Genomic DNA, 16976 nt, shown 5'->3' on the forward strand with positions numbered 1-16976 from the left:
ATTCCGGGTTCGATGCTTCGCATCGCCCCGGAAGGACGGTTCTGGCTTGGCTTACATGCCTGCGGCGACTACATAGCGCCGACCCCTTTCGAAACGGATTGAACGATGGCAGACGCGCGGCGCGCACCCCTGAAGGACCAGACCGACATTTCCGGCGCACGCGCGCTGATCGTCGAAGCGCGGTTCTATGACGATCTCCAGGATGCGCTGCTGGACGGCGCGGTAACCGAGCTGAAGGCAGCCGGCCTGACTCACGACGTCATTACGGTTCCCGGTGCGCTCGAGATTCCCGCGGCCGTCGCCATCGCGGTCGATGCTGCGGCGGCAAACGGCAGGCCCTATGACGCGGTGATCGCGCTCGGTTGCGTAATCCGGGGCGACACCATTCATTTCGAGATCGTCTCGCAGGAATCCTCGCGCGCCTTGATGGATCTCGCTGTGGCGCGAAAGCTGCCGCTTGGCAACGGCATCCTCACCGTCAACACCGAAGCGCAGGCCTGGGCGCGGGCGCGCGCCAGCGAGCTCAACAAGGGCGGCGACGCCGCGCGCGCCGCGCTTGCGATGCTGCGCATCAAACGCCGTCTGGCGCAGGCCTGACGCCATGACGGACAACCCCAAGAAGCCGGTCGCTGCCGAGAAGAAGGCCAACCGCCGCGGTGCGGCGCGGCTTGCGGCCGTGCAGGCGCTGTACCAGATGGACATTGCCGGCGCCGGCATCAACGACATCTTTGCCGAGTTCGAAAGCCATTGGCTTGGGAACGAGGTCGAGGGCGACACATACCTACCGGCGGAAGCGGCCTTCTTCCGCGACGTCGTCTCCGGCGTCGTGCGCGACCAAAAAAAGCTCGATCCCCTGATCGACGAGGCGCTGTCGAAGGGCTGGCCCTTGAAGCGGATCGAAGCCATCCTGCGGGCGGTACTGCGGGCGGGGGCCTATGAGCTCCAGCAGCGCAAGGACGTGCCGGGCCGCGTCGTCGTGTCCGAATATGTCGACGTCGCCAACGCCTTCGTCGACCGTGAGGAGACCGGCATGGTCAACGCCGTGCTCGACCAGATCGGCCGCCAGTTCCGCGGAGACGAGTTCGGGCGGGGGTAATTGAGACGACGACTTCCGCCGTAGCCGTCACCCTGAGGTGCCGGAGCGAAGCGGAGGCCTCGAAGGGCGGCGGCGTGCCGCTGAGGTCGCACCTCGGCCGTCCATCCTTCGAGGCTCGCAAGGGCTCGCACCTCAGGATGACGGGTCGGCATCGTGACACAGGACAGAACTCAGCCCTCCGGCGAAGACTCCCTCATCGCGCGTTATTTCAAGCCGCTGGCGACCGATCCCGGTGCGTTCGGCCTGGTCGACGACGCCGCGGTGCTGTCCTCATCGGGCGACGATATCGTCGTCACCACCGACGCGATCGTCGAGGGCGTGCACTATCTCGCCAGCGATCCCCCTGACACCATCGCGCGCAAGGCGCTGCGGGTAAATCTGTCCGATCTCGCCGCCAAGGGCGCACTGCCGGCCGGCTTCGTGCTGACGCTGGCATTGCGCAGCCAGGAGGATGCCTGGCTCCGTTCCTTTGCCGACGCGCTGGGCGAGGATGCCGAGAGCTTCGCGTGCCCGCTGCTCGGCGGCGACACGGTGTCGACGCCCGGCCCGCAGATGATCTCGATCACAGCCTTTGGCCGCGTGCCGCAGGGGCGGATGGTCGGCCGCACCGGCGCGAAGCCGGGCGATCGCATCCTGGTGACGGGCACGATCGGCGATGCGGCGCTCGGCCTCGACGTGCTCAAAGGCGGCGCCGCTGCCGCGGCGCTCGCGTCCGATGCAGGGGCAAGGGAAGTTTTGGTCCGGCGCTATCGGGTGCCGCAGCCGCGCAACGTGCTGGCGCAGGCCGTGCGCGACCAGGCTACCGCGGCGATGGACGTCTCCGACGGCCTCGCGGGCGACCTGGCAAAACTCTGTGCGGCGTCCGGGGTCTCCGCCTCGGTCGACGTGACGCGCGTGCCGCTCTCGGCCGCAGCCGCCGGCCTGCTCGCAAGCAACGTGGTTTGCGTCGAGACGCTGCTTGCGGGGGGCGATGACTACGAGGTGCTCTGCACCGCTGCGCCGGCGCAGAGCGAGGCGCTGATTGCCGCGGGGCAGGCCACGGGCGTTGCCGTCACCGCGATCGGCACGATCGTGGAGGGTCACCAGCGGCCGCGCTTCCTGGATGGGCAGGGCCAGGAACTGTCCTTGACGCGGCTGTCCTACAGCCACTTCTAGGAATTGCAAACCGGCATCCTGGTTCTGGGCACTTTGTTCTTGCCACTTGTTATTGCACTCGTTCTTGGCAGTTCAGCCTAAATACCTGCCGAGATCGGCGGTTTCGGCCCGATCCGGCGTTGCACCCTCAATTTGATTTTGGCAAGGTTGCCGCCGACTGAAGCCGCCCCTTTTGGGCAAGGGGCGGCTTTGTTCGAAATCAAGGCGCCGCACCGCACGACGGACAACAAAAGGCGCCGGGGGTACATCAAGGATCTGAGGCAAACATCATATGACAGCATTATGGTTGATAGTGCTCTGCGGAGTGCTTTCCGTCGTCTACGCGATTTGGGCGACGTCTTCGGTGTTGGGCGCGGATGCGGGGTCGCCGCGCATGCAGGAAATTGCGGGAGCCGTGCGCGAAGGCGCACAGGCCTATCTCCGGCGCCAGTACACCACGATCGGTATCGTCGGCATCGTCATCTTCGTGTTGCTTGCCTATTTCCTCGGGCTCTACGTCGCGATCGGTTTCGCCATCGGCGCCATCCTGTCCGGCGCCGCGGGCTTCATCGGCATGAATGTCTCGGTCCGTGCCAATGTGCGCACCGCCCAGGCCGCGACGACCTCGCTCGCCGGCGGCCTCGAACTCGCATTCAAGGCGGGGGCCATCACCGGGCTGCTGGTGGCGGGCCTGGCGCTGCTCGGTGTGACGCTTTATTTCGCCTTCCTGGTCCATTCGCTGAATCTTGCGCCTGACAGCCGTGTCGTGGTGGACGCCCTGGTGGCGCTCGGCTTCGGTGCCTCGCTGATTTCGATCTTCGCCCGTCTCGGCGGCGGCATCTTTACCAAAGGTGCGGACGTCGGCGGCGATCTCGTCGGCAAGGTCGAGGCCGGCATCCCCGAGGACGATCCGCGCAACCCCGCGACCATCGCCGACAACGTCGGTGACAATGTCGGCGACTGCGCCGGCATGGCCGCCGACCTGTTCGAGACCTATGCGGTGACCGCGGTCGCCACCATGGTGCTCGCGGCGATCTTCTTCGCCAAGACGCCGATCCTCGCCAGCATGATGACGCTGCCGCTCGCGATCGGCGGCATCTGCATCATCACCTCGATCATCGGCACCTTTTTCGTCAAGCTCGGGCCGAGCCAGTCGATCATGGGCGCACTCTACAAGGGCCTGATCGCAACCGGCGTGCTGTCGCTGATCGGCATTGCGCTGGTGATCTACTACCTGATCGGCTTCGGCAAGCTCGAGGGCGTGAACTATACCGGACTGGCGCTGTTCGAGTGCGGCGTGGTTGGTCTCATCGTCACCGCCCTGATCATCTGGATCACCGAATACTACACGGGGACCGACTATCGTCCGGTGAAGTCGATCGCCCAGTCCTCGGTCACGGGCCACGGCACCAACGTGATCCAGGGCCTCGCCATCTCGATGGAAGCGACCGCGTTGCCTGCGATCGTCATCATCGCCGGCATCCTGGTCACCCACAGCCTCGCCGGGCTGTTCGGCATCGCCATCGCCACCGCCACCATGCTGGCGCTCGCCGGCATGATCGTCGCCCTCGACGCTTTCGGTCCCGTCACCGACAATGCCGGCGGCATCGCCGAGATGGCGGGACTGCCCAAGGAGGTGCGCAAATCGACCGACGCGCTCGATGCGGTCGGCAACACCACCAAGGCGGTGACCAAGGGTTACGCGATCGGATCCGCCGGTCTCGGTGCTCTCGTGCTGTTCGCAGCCTATAACGAGGACCTCAAGTACTTCGTGGCCCGCTCTGCGCAGCATCCGTACTTCGCCGGCGTCAATCCGGACTTTTCGCTGAACAATCCTTACGTCGTGGTGGGCCTGCTGTTCGGCGGCCTCTTGCCGTATCTGTTCGGTGCGATGGGCATGACCGCCGTCGGCCGTGCGGCGAGTGCGATCGTCGAGGAGGTGCGACGCCAGTTCCGCGAGAAGCCGGGCATCATGCAGGGCACCGACAAGCCTGACTACGGCAAGGCGGTCGACCTGCTGACCAAGGCGGCGATCAAGGAGATGATCATCCCCTCGCTGCTTCCGGTGCTGTCGCCGATCGTCGTCTATTTCGTGATTTACGCAATCGCAGGCGGCGGCGCGGTGGGCAAGTCGGCGGCGTTCTCGGCGGTGGGCGCGATGCTGCTCGGCGTGATCGTGACGGGACTGTTCGTCGCGATCTCGATGACCTCGGGCGGCGGCGCCTGGGATAACGCCAAGAAGTACATCGAGGACGGCCATTTCGGCGGCAAGGGCAGTGATGCCCACAAGTCGGCGGTCACAGGCGATACCGTCGGCGATCCCTACAAGGACACGGCGGGTCCTGCCGTGAACCCGATGATCAAGATCACCAACATCGTGGCCCTGCTGCTGCTGGCGATCCTGGCGCACTGAGCGGCGTCGAAGAGACAAGAGAAAACCCCGCGGCGCGAGCCGCGGGGTTTTTGTTTCTCGCCATCATTCCGGGTTCGGCTCTTTCGAGCCGTCCCGGAATGACGCTTCGCCTCACTGCACGTCCATCTGCAGGCCTTCCTTCTGGATGATGCCGGCGAACTTCTTCGTCTCGGCGTCCACGAAGGCGCCGAACTGCTCCGGCGTGCCGTAGTCGGCGCGGGCGCCCATGGCGGCGATCTGCTTCTTGACGTCGTCGCGCTCCAGCATCGCCTTGATCTGGAGATTGAGCGCGCCCAGCACCTCGGGCGAGACGCCCTTCGGCAGGAAGACGGCGAACCAGGAGGACACGTCGAAATTTGCCAGTTCCGGTGCGCTCTCGCGCATGGTCGGCAGATCTTTCGCGAGATCGCTGCGCTCGGGGGTGGTGACGCAGAGACCGTTGAGCGTGCCGCTCTGCACCTGCGGCAGGCTGGGGTAGAGATTGTCGAACAGGATCTGGATGTCGCCGGCGAGCGCCGCCTGGAGCGCCGGTCCGGCGCCGCGGAAGGGGATGTGCGTCATCTTCAGGCCGGTGAGCTGGAGGAACCAGGCGCCGGTGAGGTGAGGGCTCTGGCCGACCCCGGAGGAGGCGTAGCTGAGCTTGTCCGGATTGGCCTTGAGGTAAGCGATCAGCTCTGGGACCGACTTGATGCCGGTCTTCGGATGCGCCGAGACGATGTTCGGAATCCGGATCATGTTCGAGACCGGCTGAAGCTGGTCCGGCTTGTAGCTGAGGTTCTTGAAGATGCTGTAGGCGATGGCGTTCGGCCCGGGATTGCCGACCAGGATGGTCTGGCCGTCAGGCTTGGCGCGCACGGCCTCGGCCGTGCCGATCGTGCCGCCGCCGCCCGAGCGGTTTTCCACGACGGCCGACGGCCCCCAAGCGGCCTGCAGATGCGCGGCGAGAAGGCGGCCCATGACGTCCGTCGAGCCGCCGGCTGCCGCCGGCACGATGAGACGAACGGTCTCGGTCGGCTTCCAGTCGGCAAGGCTCGATCGCGGCAGGATCGCTGCAGCCGAAAGGCCGGCCACACCGGTGAGCACGCGACGTCGGGACAACAAGGTGTTTTGAAGTTTTTTGGACACGAATCCGCTCCCAGCTTCTTGCATTGCGCGGACCCTAGGGAACGAGGCTTGCGTGGGCAAGTCGCACGCTGCGGCAAAGACCCCGGGGGGAGTGGCACGACGCCGCAGATGCTCGCAATTTGCCTTCTGGCGGAATGCAGGCGCTCAGACAGAGGGTGGTCCGGACACGCATGCCCGAGCCAGCTTCTCGACACCAGCCGCTCTACGGCGTCGCGCGCAAGTGTCGTGGCGACTCAGTTGAAGCTGAGCAGCTTGAACAGCGGCGTGAGGTAGCTCATCTCCTGACCCGAGGTCGGCGTGGTGCGACTGATGAAGTCGAAGATCTTGCCGTCCTGAAGGCCGTAATTGGCAAGCCGCCGCACGCGCCGGTTCTTGTCGAAATAGACCGCGATGACGCGCTGGTCGACCACCTTCTGGTTCATGAAGGCGACCGGGCGCTCCGAGCGCTGCGAGATGTAGTAGAAGACTTCGCCGTCGAGCGTTGCGACCGTCGAGGGCGTGCCCATGACGATCAGCACCTGGTCCTGGCTCGCACCGATCGGAATTTGCTCGAGCGCACCGGGCGGCAGGATATAACCTTTTTGAAATTGCTCGCCGGTGCAGGCCGCGAGCGCGACGCCGACGACGGCGGTCGCCGCGAGCATGCGCAGGGTGCGCCAGCATGCGTGAAGGCCGCGCTGCTTGTCCGCGCGCAGGCTGGTCTGGTTCGTTATCGTCATAGCGGAACTGATTCCGTCCCCTTGCGTCGCGCGAGGCGCTGAAGTACCGGGCTGGGCGTCTGAATGCAACTCGCGCGCGCCCGCTTGCGGAAACCACAATGCTTTGGCCGTTCAATCACTTCAGGAAACCCCGGCTAGCCCCGGCGGATACCATTGAAGCCATCTATGGCATGATCGTGACGCAGGCGCGAGAACCCATATTTTACCGTGACTTGGGGGTGCCCGATACGGTTAACGGGCGTTTCGACCTGTTGCTGCTGCATCTGTGGCTGCTGCTACGCCGCCTGCGTACGGGCCAGGGCGCCAGCGAGGGCGCCTCCGAGCTGTCGCAGGCGTTGTTCGACCGATTCTGCGAGGACATGGACGACAATCTGCGCGAGATGGGCGTGGGCGACCAGACCGTCCCGAAGCGGATGCGCGCCTTCGGCGAGGCCTTCTACGGCCGGGTCCAGGCCTATGATCAGGCGATGGAATCTGGCGGCGAGGCGCTGGCATCGGCGATCTGCAAGAATATCTTGAACGGGACCGGCCCGGACCAGGCAACGCGGCTCGCGGCCTATGCCAGGGCCTGCGAGGCCGCTCTCGGCCGGGCCGACGAGGCAGCGTTGTTGCGCGCTTCCTTCAAGTTTCCTCCAGCAATGCCTGAGGATGTCACGCCATGAGCCGACCGAGCACCGGAGCCCAGCCAGATCCCTGGCGGGCACCCGTCATCGTTGCGCAGATCCCCGACACCGGGCTGCATCGCGAACTCGAGGCTTCCGCGGCCGAGCGGCAGGCCATGGCGGAGCTCGCGGGCGTGCGGGAGATCTTGTCCGCGCATGCCAGCTTCGATGTCGTGCCGAAAAGCGGCGGGCGGGTCCAGGTCACCGGGCTCGTTCGCGGCAGGATCGGCCAGACCTGCGTCGTCACGCTGGATCCGATCGAGAGCGAGATCGAGGAGGAGGTGGACCTGATGTTCGCCCCCGAGGCCGAGGCTCGGCGCCTCGCCGACCTGATCGAGGAGGGACAGGACGACAAAGCCCCGCCTGAGGTCGCCGACCCTCCGGAGCCGATCGCGGGCGACATCATCGATCTCGGCCGTCTCGCCACCGATGCGCTGTTCCTGGCGATCGATCCCTATCCGCGCAAGGCGGGGGCGGTGTTCGAGGCGGAGGTCATCGCACCCGATCCGGAAGATCACCCCTTCGCAGTGCTGAAAGCGCTTCAGGACAGGAAAAAGGGCAAATAGCCCAGGCATTTCCGCCCCGATGGCTTGGGACGGAATATGAGCCGTCTGCCATGATGGTTTGAGGAGCGGCAATATCCGATTGATTGCAATGTGTTTCTTGCCATTCCATCCGTGCTCTTTCGGATCGCTCGGGGTGCAAAAGGCTGGGGGCAAGAGGTTGTTTCGGGGGTACAAAACGCTATTGTCCCGCCCCGGTTCGGGTGCGGCGTGGCGCTTGGCCGCTCGCCATCTCCGTGGCGAACCCATTTTGCGGCCCCGCTGATCCAAGACCGCACCAGACCAGGTTTCCAGGACTTTCATGCCAAGCAAGGTTCGCATCGCGCTGGACGCCATGGGGGGCGATGTCGGCCCAGCCGTGGTCATTCCCGGCGCCGCCATCTCGCTTGGCCGACATCGTGACAGCGAGTTCCTGCTGGTCGGAGACCGCGCCAAAATCGAGCCCGAGCTCGACAAGCACCCGAAGCTGAAAGCCGCCTCCAGCATCGTCCATACCGACGTTGCCGTCAGCATGGAGGACAAGCCGAGCCAGGCGCTGCGGCGCGGCCGCAAGACCTCATCGATGTGGCTCGCGATCGACGCGGTCAAGAAGGGCGAGGCGGATGTGGCGATCTCCGCCGGCAATACCGGCGCGCTGATGGCGATGGCCCGCTTCCACCTGCGCACCCTGCCGGGCATCGACCGTCCGGCCATCTCGGCGATCTGGCCGACCATGCGCGGCAAATCCGTCGTGCTCGATCTTGGCGCCACGCTCGGCGGCGATGCGCATCATCTGGTTTCGATGGCGGTGATGGGCGCGGCCAAGGCCAGCGTGCTGTTCGACAAGAAGAGACCAACCGTCGGGCTGCTCAACATCGGCGCCGAGGAGATCAAGGGGCACGAGGAAATTCGCGAGGCCAGCGAGATCCTGCGCGCAAGGAACCTGCCGGAGCTCGATTATATCGGCTTCGTCGAGGGCGACGGCATCGGCAAGGGACTGGCCGACGTGATCGTTACCGAAGGATTCAGCGGCAACATCGCGCTCAAGGCTGCCGAGGGAACCGCGCGGCAAATGGCGGAATTGCTCCGAGGCGAGATGCGGCGGAGCTGGATGTCCAAGCTTGGCTATGTCTTCGCGCGTAGCGCCTTCCAGGCCTTGCGCGACAAGATGGACCCCAACAAGTCCAACGGCGGCGTGCTGCTGGGACTAAACGGGGTGGTGGTGAAGAGCCACGGCGGAACCAACGCCGAAGGCTTTGCCTATGCGATCGATGTTGGCTATGAGATGGCTCACTACGATCTCCTGAACAAGATCAATCAGATGCTCAACCGCGAGGGTGGTGCACTCAGTTTCGTGCAGCCCGCGCCGGAGGATGTTTCGTGACTCAAATTCGTTCGGTCGTGCTCGGCTGCGGCTCTTATCTGCCGGAGCAGGTGGTGACCAACGCCCAATTGGCGGCCCGCATCGATACCTCCGACGAGTGGATCGTTCAGCGCACCGGCATTCGCGAGCGCCACATCGCGGCCGAGGGCGAGTTCACCTCGCATCTGGCGATCAAGGCGGCGCAGGCCGCGCTCACCGACGCCGGCGTGGACGCGCAATCGATCGAGCTGATCGTGCTGGCGACCTCGACACCGGACAACACGTTTCCTGCAACCGCGGTCGCCGTGCAGCACGGGCTCGGCATCAACCATGGCGCAGCCTTCGACCTGCAGGCGGTGTGCTCGGGCTTCGTGTTCGCGCTCGCCACCGCCGACAATTTCCTGCGCACCGGCGCCTTCAAGCGCGCGCTGGTGATCGGCGCCGAGACCTTCTCGCGCATCCTCGACTGGAACGACCGCGGCACCTGCGTGCTGTTCGGCGACGGCGCCGGCGCGGTGGTGCTGGAGGCGCAGGAGCAGCCGGGCAACGCCGCCACCGACCGCGGCATCGTCACCACGCATCTGCGCTCCGACGGACGCCACAAGGCAAAACTGTTCGTCGACGGCGGCCCGTCCTCGACCCAGACCGTCGGCCACTTGCGCATGGAAGGCCGCGAGGTGTTCAAGCATGCGGTCGGCATGATCACCGACGTGATCGTCGACGCCTTCAAGGCCACGGGGCTCAATGCCGACGGCATCGACTGGTTCGTGCCGCACCAGGCCAACAAGCGAATCATCGACGCTTCCGCGCACAAGCTGCATATCCCGCCCGAGAAGGTGGTGCTGACGGTGGACCGTCACGGCAACACCTCGGCCGCCTCGATTCCGCTGGCGCTTTCGGTCGCGCGCAAGGATGGCCGCATCAAGAAAGGCGACATGGTGCTGTTGGAAGCCATGGGCGGCGGCTTCACCTGGGGCTCCGCGCTGGTGCGCTGGTAGCAACAGTCGATAAAATTTTGCCGGATTCAGCGCCGATTATCGATGCGCCGGCATTGATGAGCGCTGTTGACCATCGTATCGTAAGCTCATAATTTCAGACGAGAATTGTTCGCCGTGATGTGGGGCAGGGCGATGACCGAGACCAGCAAAACCGTAACGCGAGTAGATCTGTGCGAAGCCGTCTACCAGAAGGTGGGCTTGTCGCGCACGGAATCGTCTGCCTTCGTGGAACTCGTGCTGAAGGAGATCACCGACTGCCTGGAGAAGGGCGAGACGGTGAAACTATCCTCGTTCGGCTCCTTCATGGTGCGCAAGAAGGGACAGCGCATCGGCCGCAACCCCAAGACCGGCACCGAGGTGCCGATCTCGCCGCGCCGGGTGATGGTGTTCAAGCCGTCGGCCATCCTGAAGCAGCGCATCAACGCCCAGCATCGCACCAACGGCGACGCCACCCCGGCTCAGGAAGAGGCATAACCGCCTTTCGGAAAGGACTGGCCTTTGGACAAGGCGCCGGATGCGTTCCGAACCATCAGCGAAGTCGCGCAGGAACTCGACATTCCGCAGCACGTGCTGCGATTCTGGGAAACCCGCTTCTCGCAGATCAAGCCGATGAAGCGCAGCGGTGGCCGCCGCTATTACCGCCCCGACGACGTCGACCTGCTCAAGGGCATCCGCCGCCTGCTCTACGGCGAGGGCTACACCATCCGCGGCGTGCAGCGGATCCTCAAGGAGCACGGCGTCAAATCGGTGCAGGGCCTCGCCGACAGCGCGGCCGCAGTCTCCTTCGGCGCCATCGAGGATGCAATCGGCGCGAGCCTGATGGAGCCCGAGGACGAGGAGGCGCCGATCAAGGGCGTCACCGACAGCGACGATGACGATTACCAGGGCGACGAAGAGGAAGGCATCGACTTCCGCTTCAGCGAGATCGACGACGAGGAGATCCTCACCACCTTCCGCAAGGGCGGCGCCCCCGCCGCGCCTGCCGGCCCCAGCGTGCTCGACCGGGAGCGCCTGGGACGGGCGCTCGCCGACCTCGTCGCCTGCCGCGAGATGCTGGACCAGGCGCTGAAGGACGGGTAGGGGACGCATCCCGCCGGCTTTGCGGGCAGTTCCGGGGCCGTGGCCGGGTGGCACCAAAATGCTGCGGCCTCGCCTTGCGCATCGCGCCGATCCTAGCTAATGGAACGACGTTCGGAGCGTGGCGCAGCCCGGTTAGCGCACTAGTCTGGGAGACTAGGGGTCGGAGGTTCAAATCCTCTCGCTCCGACCATTTTTTCAAAGCATTTGTCGGGTGGATGATTGTCGGCGCAGGAGCCTGCTCCGGGCCGCGGGGGATGCCTGCGCCCAGAGGCTGGGCCTGGGGAGGGCGGTACATCAAAACGCCGAAAAACAACCCGATGCACTGTCATTGAGGAATATGTTTTTTTCCGAATTGATGGCGGGCGAGGGGGTTAGGAGCGGATCCTCCAGGGACAATGACGATCGAGCTGTCGGCGAGAGGCTCAACCCTTGACCATTCTTCTCGCAATTCCCGAAACCGTTCGTGTCCGATAAGAGCATCGATACGTGCCATCAGGACGCTTCAAGTTAGGCGAAGGCAACATGTTGCAGCTATCGTGGAGCGAGATCTTCGTCCCGACGCATTCCATCGTGGAGATGATCGTGCGGGGCACCATCATGTACCTCGGCATCTTCACCCTGATGCGGTTCATTTTGAAACGACAAACCGGCGGGCTCAGCATCCCTGATCTGCTCCTGGTCGTCCTGCTGGCGGACGCGGCGCAGAATGGCATGGCGGTGAATACCACTCGATCACAGAAGGTATCGTGCTCGTTGCCACCATCATTTTCTGGAATCTTGCCATCGACTGGGTCGGGTATCACGTGCCTTTCGTGGAGCGGCTTGCCCGGCCGGCGCCGCTCCTCCTCATCAAGAACGGGCAGGTCCTTCGCCGCCACATGCGACAGGAACTGGTGACGATGGATGAGTTGATGAGCAAGCTTCGCGAGGAGGGTATAGCAAGCCCTCGGACGTCGCGGAGGCCTAGGGCGACGGCAATATCAGCGTGAAAAAGAAGGAAGCCTGACAGCCTACGAACCGGATTTTTCAGGAGCTGCGCACCTTGCGACCTTGTCGAGGCATCTTCGCCAGCGCCGGCGCGGTTGTCAAAACCCTGTTAACGGCGGCTGCCGCGAATCCGACCCGCGAGCGGCCTGCGGCTCCCCTCCGGCGCCGCGCGGTACAGGATGCTCGGGGGAGTCGGTGCTTTCCGGCGCCCTCTTTCCATCGACCGGTCTCTCATGTGGAGATTTCTCGACTCGCTTTGACCAGGATCTGTAATAGGCGACCGCCGTCATGATCGCGATTCCGGCAGCTCCGACGAGCAGTTGAAGGAGGATGCCGTTCCCTGCCCACTGCAGGATGAAGTACCCGATGAAAGCCAGGAGAATGCCCACGCAAAACACTTCGAGCGACTGCTGGCCGCACTTTATCAGGGGGCGCCAGATGGGGGCTCGTAGCCCGCGCGCGTCGATCGGTATGAACCGGGCACCAAGGATAATCAGCACCATCAAATGAAGATAGCGGTAGGGCGCCAGATTGGTCTTGTCGTTGGGATTGAAAAGCTCGAACAGGGCAGGCGCGAACAAGGCCCGGAGCTGAGGCTGGTGAGCAGCCAGGGTCATCAGCGCCGCAAAAATCAAATAGGCAATCGCAACCACCAGCACGAGCCTGGATCGCAGCAGAAAATGCAGACGTCCCGCACCCGTCAACGCGAGCCATGCGCCGGTCACAAACAGAAGCTGCCACGCCAGCGGATTGAAGTACCAGCTTCCCGACGGATAGGAAGGCAGGTTCCAATCGAATTGCCGCGCAGCCAGATACAACAGCACCGCCCCGATCATGACGGCGTCAGGGAATCTCAACATCAACCAGAGGACCGGAGGAAACAGGCCCATCAAAACGACATAGAGCGGCAGCACGTCCAAATTCAGAGGCTTGTATCTCAGCAAAAGCCCCTGCGTCATCATCTCGATCGGCGCGCCGGTGACCGGTCCGGCGTTGAACAGATCGACCAGATCAGGCGCGTTGAACCTTTCCGACAGGAAATGGATGAAAGCCAAGTAGAACATGAACAGCAGGATATGCGCCGTGTAGATTTGCCATACGCGCCTCAATAGCCTGCTGGCTCCGAACACAAAGCCTTGCTCCATCTTTCGCGTATAAACGAGCGCTGAGGTGTAGCCGGAGATGAACACGAAGAGGTCGGCCCCGTCGCTGAATCCATAATTCCGGAACGAACACCACACCAGCACCGTGCCGGGGACATGGCCGAGAAACATCGCCCAGTTGGCGAGGCCGCGAAACAGGTCGAGACGCAAGTCACGTTGAGGCGGTGGCAGCGCAAGCCCGAGCTTCATCCTGCTTTCCATCGTGCAACGATTCACGATCGATGTCCGCGACCCAGCACCGAGAAGTCGCCGAGACACTCACGCTAGATGCCGCGTTGAGAGCCGCGGTTGAAGGACCAAGCGTGTCTTCGCCCCACGGCAATTCCACCGGAGGTCCGCCGGATATTGACCTGAGTCAAGCGCCCCGACCAGAGCCCGGTACTGTGCATGATGACGTCGAACGCACGGAGGCCAAACGGCGTCCGATTTTCCCACGGGGAACTGGCAGGGAGTCTTAGTTCCAGGCAAAACGCGCGCGCTGTGCCATCGACCCGGCCCGGTGGGCGTTTCCTCGTAGTGGTCGTCTTGGATCAGTAGTTTTGCGGGGCCTTAGGCGTGGCCCTTGATCTCGTAGTGGCCCGGCACGCATTTGTAGCGATCGAGGCGCCAATTGGCGCGATAGATCGGATGCTCGCCCATCCATTTCGCCAGGGGGGCCTGTGCGCCGACCGCGCACTGCATCATCGAAATCTCGGGCGTCATGTTGCTGTCGGTCACGATTTCCTCGACGCAACTGCCCGAGCTGGCTGCGCCAAGCCGGCAGAGTACGGCAACGACGGTCACGAACATTCCTGTCACCTCATTGGTTGTTTCTGACCACGACAAGGATGCAAGCGGAGTGCCAGAGCCCGTGACACGCAAACCACGCGCTGGCCTGACCGACTCGATCCCGCGTCCAAGCCCATTTGGCGATTCGGATTGTGGAAAAATTGCTCATAAACCGAAGCTGGAGAAATACGGGAAACGGGGAAGTACGGCTTTGCGCTGCTTGTGCTCCGAGCGGGCTTGGGGCCGGCGACGGAGCAAGCGCCTCGCCCTTCGAGACGACCGCTTCCAGCGGTCCCCCAGGGTGAGGCTAACGGCCAACGGTGCTCGTTGAAGCGACCGCCACTCACTCCGCCCTCATCCTGAGGGCCCGCCAGGGGCGGGCGTCTCGAAGGATGTGCCGCGGGCGAGGCTGCACCGCAGGCGATAGCCCCGATCGTTCCGGATACTCCGCGCGCCGAAATAACGCCCAAGATTGCATCGCCGATCCGCTTTCTTTTGCGGATGCGGCGCTGCTACATTTTGCGCGCGCGGCGAGATGCGCGGCGACGAAGAAACATACCGACAAGGGGAGGGACCGAAGTCCCATGAAGGATTTTGCTGGAAAGATCGCGGTCATCACCGGCGGTGGCACGGGAATGGGGCGCGAGCTCGCGCGGCAGCTGGTGGCCGAGGGCTGCAACGTCGCCATGTGCGACGTCTCGGAGGCGGCGATGGCCGAGACCATGCGCCTGTGCGAGGCCGAGAAGCTGCCGCAGGGGCTGCGCGTCACGACGCATGTCGCCGACGTCGCGATCGAGGATCATCTGAAGCGGTTTCGCGACGAACTCGCCGAGCAGCAGCAGACCGACAGGATCCATCTGTTGTTCAACAATGCCGGCATTGGCGGCGGCGGCAGCCTGTTCACCAACAGCCGCGAGCAATGGGAGCGCACCTTCAACATCTGCTGGGGCGGCGTCTATCTCGGCGTGCGCACCTTCCTGCCGATGCTGGTCGCAGCCGACGAGGCCCACATCGTCAACACCGCCAGCGTCAACGGCTTCTGGGCCTCGATCGGCATGAACCAGGCGCACACCGCCTACAGCGCGGCCAAGTTCGCGGTGAAGGGATTCACCGAAGCGCTGATCAACGACCTCCGCCTGCATGCGCCGCACGTCAAATGCTCGGTGGTGATGCCCGGACACATCGGCACCTCGATCGTCTCCAATTCGCGCAAGGTGCAGAGCGCCGACGGCTCGGAGCGGCTCAATGCCGACGAGGTGGCGCTGACCCGCAAGCGCATGGTGGCGGCCGGCGTGCCGGATGCGGACAAGATGTCGGACGACGACATCCAGGCGGTATTCGCCGAGCGCGCCCGCAGCTTCCTGGAGGATGCGCCGACGACGGCCGCCGAGGCGGCGAAGATCATCCTCGATGGGGTCAAGGCGGAGCGCTGGCGCATTCTGGTCGGCGAGGACGCGAGGCGCCTCGACGAGCGCGTGCGCGCCACGCCGGAGCAGGCCTATGACCGCGCCTTCTACGAAAGTTTTACCCAGGAGGTCGGCTGGCGGCTGGGTTGAGGCCGCCACGGGGGCGCGCGCATATAGGAATGATGCTTATCATCGCAAGAGGTGCGTCAGCAATTCTGCGTGCCAGCTCTTGCCAACGTTCGTGCTCACGCGAGCGGCCGCTGGAATGTCACGCATGCGACATGACGATGTTCAAGCGATGGTGATCTCAAACGCCCGTCATCGCGTGCGCGGCAGCTTGGTCGGCGAACTGAAATGGTCTAATCAACCGAGGTAACGCGACGATATGAGCGTAGCTCCCGATGATGCCAGCATGCCTCTCCGACGACTGGACCCTTTGCCCGGAGCGAGAGGACATCTCCGCTGAGTTCACGCGGCTGCTCGCGGCGGCCCAGGAGGGCGGCGCCACGATCGCCGAATGCCTGATGATCGCGCGGCAGCTGAAGCGCGGCGATGACCAGTCTTGGCATCGCGCGTGGAAGAAGCTGGCGCATACCAACCGGCAGCGCGCCGAGGCTGCCTTCGCCGAGGGCCATCTGGCGAGCGCGCAGCGCAACTGGTTGCGCGCCATGAATTACTACGGTGCCGCCGCGATGCCGCTCGATCCCGCCGACGAGCGCCGCTGGGTCGCGGTGCTGGCGATGCAGGAATGCGCCCGCCGCTACCTCGCCGCGCGCAGCCCGGCTGGAGAGATGGTGACGGTGCCCTGGGTCGACGAGCACCCGCTGCAGGGCTATTTTCTTCCTGCGCCCTCGGCCAGCGGGCGGGCTCCGACCGTGATCTGCATCGGCGAACCCGGCCATCGCAAGGAAGAGTTCCTGTTCAAGCTCGTGCCGCATGCGCGCGAGCGCGGCTTCTCGATGCTGGCGCTCGACCTGTTCGGCGACGAGCGCGACGACTATCTCGATGCGTTGTTGCGGCGAGGCGACCTCGAGAGCGCGATCCCCGCCGTCATGGATTATCTGGAGACCCGCGCGGACGTCGATTTTGCCCGCGTCGGCATCATCGCCGACGGCTGGGGCTCGTCCTTCGTCGCGCGCGCGGTGATCCAGGAGCCGCGGCTGGCCGCGGCCGTCTGCGACGGCGGGCTGTGGGATCTGCACGAGCGGGCATTCTTTGCCAGCCGATTCGCGATGAGCGACCTCAGCATTGTCCCGGTGCCACATTCGCCGCTGATGGCGTCCGGCGCCAACTGTCCCGTGCTGATCACGCTCGGCGAGGACGGCTGGCTCAAGGCCGACCGGGCCCGCCAGTTGGTGCGCAACTCCCAGCTCGGCAGTTCGGACGTCAGGCTGAAGGTGTTTACCGCGGCGGAGACGGGCGCGGCTCAGGCGCATGCCGACAATCCGAGCCTTGCCAACGAATACATCTTCGACTGGCTGGAATCGCAGCTCGGCACCGCCGGGCGCGTCTAGGCCCCA

18 protein-coding genes and 1 tRNA gene are annotated in these 16976 nt (G+C 64.4%); 15 read left to right on the forward strand and 4 right to left on the reverse strand.

The genetic code is table 11. From position 1 onward, the window contains the following. Positions 1-105 precede the first annotated feature (105 nt). The 4 genes from ribH to AC3WLX_RS23870 all read left to right on the forward strand — a co-directional run bounded on the left by ribH (position 106) and on the right by AC3WLX_RS23870 (position 4643). Positions 106-597, forward strand: coding sequence for a 6,7-dimethyl-8-ribityllumazine synthase (ribH, locus tag AC3WLX_RS23855; protein WP_492337808.1), 492 nt, complete (start codon positions 106-108; stop codon positions 595-597). A gap of 4 nt (positions 598-601) precedes the next feature. Then, on the forward strand, positions 602-1096 hold the full coding sequence (nusB, locus tag AC3WLX_RS23860; protein WP_492337809.1) for a transcription antitermination factor NusB: 495 nt from the start codon (positions 602-604) through the stop codon (positions 1094-1096). Positions 1097-1249: 153 nt separating this feature from the next. Then, positions 1250-2251 carry a thiamine-phosphate kinase gene (gene thiL / locus AC3WLX_RS23865; protein ID WP_492337810.1) on the forward strand — a complete coding sequence of 334 codons (1002 nt, stop codon included), beginning with the start codon at positions 1250-1252 and terminating at the stop codon, positions 2249-2251. 271 nt (positions 2252-2522) lie between these two features. Next, on the forward strand, positions 2523-4643 hold the full coding sequence (locus AC3WLX_RS23870) for a sodium-translocating pyrophosphatase (RefSeq protein WP_492337811.1): 2121 nt from the start codon (positions 2523-2525) through the stop codon (positions 4641-4643). 111 nt (positions 4644-4754) lie between these two features. Here AC3WLX_RS23870 and AC3WLX_RS23875 read toward each other — a convergent pair whose 3' ends face one another. Together AC3WLX_RS23875 and AC3WLX_RS23880 are read right to left on the reverse strand one after the other, a co-directional pair. Then, a complete protein-coding gene (locus AC3WLX_RS23875) occupies positions 4755-5768 on the reverse strand; it encodes a Bug family tripartite tricarboxylate transporter substrate binding protein (RefSeq protein ID WP_492337812.1) in 1014 nt (337 codons plus the stop codon). 233 nt (positions 5769-6001) lie between these two features. Then, a complete protein-coding gene (locus AC3WLX_RS23880; protein WP_492337813.1) occupies positions 6002-6487 on the reverse strand; it encodes an outer membrane protein assembly factor BamE in 486 nt (161 codons plus the stop codon). Between the two features lie 98 nt (positions 6488-6585). Here AC3WLX_RS23880 and AC3WLX_RS23885 point away from each other — a divergent pair, with 98 nt between their 5' ends. The 9 genes from AC3WLX_RS23885 (at position 6586) to AC3WLX_RS23925 (ending at position 12121) form a co-directional block, all read left to right on the forward strand. Next, entirely contained in the window at positions 6586-7149 is a 564-nt protein-coding gene (locus tag AC3WLX_RS23885) for a ubiquinol-cytochrome C chaperone family protein (protein ID WP_492337814.1), read from the forward strand. Beyond that, positions 7146-7715 carry a YceD family protein gene (locus tag AC3WLX_RS23890; RefSeq protein WP_492337815.1) on the forward strand — a complete coding sequence of 190 codons (570 nt, stop codon included), beginning with the start codon at positions 7146-7148 and terminating at the stop codon, positions 7713-7715. The genes AC3WLX_RS23885 and AC3WLX_RS23890 overlap by 4 nt, the downstream gene beginning before the upstream one ends. 298 nt (positions 7716-8013) lie before the next feature. After that, entirely contained in the window at positions 8014-9075 is a 1062-nt protein-coding gene (gene plsX / locus AC3WLX_RS23895; protein ID WP_492337816.1) for a phosphate acyltransferase PlsX, read from the forward strand. After that, the gene (locus tag AC3WLX_RS23900) at positions 9072-10052 is read left to right on the forward strand and encodes a beta-ketoacyl-ACP synthase III (protein ID WP_291620024.1); all 981 of its coding nucleotides are present in this window, start codon (positions 9072-9074) and stop codon (positions 10050-10052) included. Before plsX ends, AC3WLX_RS23900 begins: the two co-directional genes overlap by 4 nt. A 132-nt stretch (positions 10053-10184) precedes the next feature. Beyond that, a complete protein-coding gene (locus AC3WLX_RS23905) occupies positions 10185-10526 on the forward strand; it encodes an integration host factor subunit alpha (protein ID WP_291620022.1) in 342 nt (113 codons plus the stop codon). A gap of 24 nt (positions 10527-10550) precedes the next feature. After that, positions 10551-11132 (forward strand): MerR family transcriptional regulator, encoded by a 582-nt coding sequence (locus AC3WLX_RS23910; protein ID WP_291620020.1) that lies wholly within the window; start codon positions 10551-10553, stop codon positions 11130-11132. A gap of 112 nt (positions 11133-11244) precedes the next feature. Beyond that, positions 11245-11322: transfer RNA gene (locus tag AC3WLX_RS23915), tRNA-Pro, on the forward strand. Between the two features lie 332 nt (positions 11323-11654). Then, positions 11655-12029 (forward strand): hypothetical protein, encoded by a 375-nt coding sequence (locus AC3WLX_RS23920; RefSeq protein ID WP_492337918.1) that lies wholly within the window; start codon positions 11655-11657, stop codon positions 12027-12029. Continuing rightward, positions 11945-12121, forward strand: coding sequence for a YetF domain-containing protein (locus tag AC3WLX_RS23925; RefSeq protein WP_492337913.1), 177 nt, complete (start codon positions 11945-11947; stop codon positions 12119-12121). Before AC3WLX_RS23920 ends, AC3WLX_RS23925 begins: the two co-directional genes overlap by 85 nt. A gap of 96 nt (positions 12122-12217) precedes the next feature. Here AC3WLX_RS23925 and AC3WLX_RS23930 read toward each other — a convergent pair whose 3' ends face one another. Next, positions 12218-13471, reverse strand: a complete 1254-nt coding sequence (locus AC3WLX_RS23930; protein WP_492337817.1) for an OpgC domain-containing protein — start codon at positions 13469-13471, stop codon at positions 12218-12220. A gap of 360 nt (positions 13472-13831) precedes the next feature. Then, complete coding sequence (locus AC3WLX_RS23935; protein WP_291620014.1) at positions 13832-14071, reverse strand: hypothetical protein; 240 nt, start codon at positions 14069-14071, stop codon at positions 13832-13834. 563 nt (positions 14072-14634) lie between these two features. Here AC3WLX_RS23935 and AC3WLX_RS23940 point away from each other — a divergent pair. Beyond that, positions 14635-15606: an SDR family NAD(P)-dependent oxidoreductase gene (locus AC3WLX_RS23940; RefSeq protein ID WP_492337818.1), complete on the forward strand. Its 972-nt coding sequence runs from the start codon at positions 14635-14637 to the stop codon at positions 15604-15606. Between the two features lie 251 nt (positions 15607-15857). Next, the gene (locus AC3WLX_RS23945; RefSeq protein ID WP_492337819.1) at positions 15858-16970 is read left to right on the forward strand and encodes an alpha/beta hydrolase family protein; all 1113 of its coding nucleotides are present in this window, start codon (positions 15858-15860) and stop codon (positions 16968-16970) included. Positions 16971-16976: the final 6 nt, after the last annotated feature.

The sequence above is a fragment of the Bradyrhizobium sp. FW305-F6 genome, assembly GCF_058782905.1.

Bases quoted from the DNA above. Each gene is read 5' to 3' on its own strand.
- AC3WLX_RS23930 (WP_492337817.1), bottom strand. From the start codon at position 13,471: ATGAAGCTCGGGCTTGCGCTGCCACCGCCTCAACGTGACTTGCGTCTC.
- AC3WLX_RS23870 (WP_492337811.1), top strand. From the start codon at position 2,523: ATGACAGCATTATGGTTGATAGTGCTCTGCGGAGTGCTTTCCGTCGTC.
- AC3WLX_RS23940 (WP_492337818.1), top strand. From the start codon at position 14,635: ATGAAGGATTTTGCTGGAAAGATCGCGGTCATCACCGGCGGTGGCACG.
- AC3WLX_RS23935 (WP_291620014.1), bottom strand. From the start codon at position 14,071: ATGTTCGTGACCGTCGTTGCCGTACTCTGCCGGCTTGGCGCAGCCAGC.
- AC3WLX_RS23885 (WP_492337814.1), top strand. From the start codon at position 6,586: ATGCTTTGGCCGTTCAATCACTTCAGGAAACCCCGGCTAGCCCCGGCG.
- AC3WLX_RS23880 (WP_492337813.1), bottom strand. From the start codon at position 6,487: ATGACGATAACGAACCAGACCAGCCTGCGCGCGGACAAGCAGCGCGGC.
- nusB (WP_492337809.1), top strand. From the start codon at position 602: ATGACGGACAACCCCAAGAAGCCGGTCGCTGCCGAGAAGAAGGCCAAC.
- AC3WLX_RS23920 (WP_492337918.1), top strand. From the start codon at position 11,655: ATGTTGCAGCTATCGTGGAGCGAGATCTTCGTCCCGACGCATTCCATC.
- ribH (WP_492337808.1), top strand. From the start codon at position 106: ATGGCAGACGCGCGGCGCGCACCCCTGAAGGACCAGACCGACATTTCC.
- AC3WLX_RS23945 (WP_492337819.1), top strand. From the start codon at position 15,858: ATGATGCCAGCATGCCTCTCCGACGACTGGACCCTTTGCCCGGAGCGA.
- AC3WLX_RS23905 (WP_291620022.1), top strand. From the start codon at position 10,185: ATGACCGAGACCAGCAAAACCGTAACGCGAGTAGATCTGTGCGAAGCC.
- plsX (WP_492337816.1), top strand. From the start codon at position 8,014: ATGCCAAGCAAGGTTCGCATCGCGCTGGACGCCATGGGGGGCGATGTC.
- AC3WLX_RS23890 (WP_492337815.1), top strand. From the start codon at position 7,146: ATGAGCCGACCGAGCACCGGAGCCCAGCCAGATCCCTGGCGGGCACCC.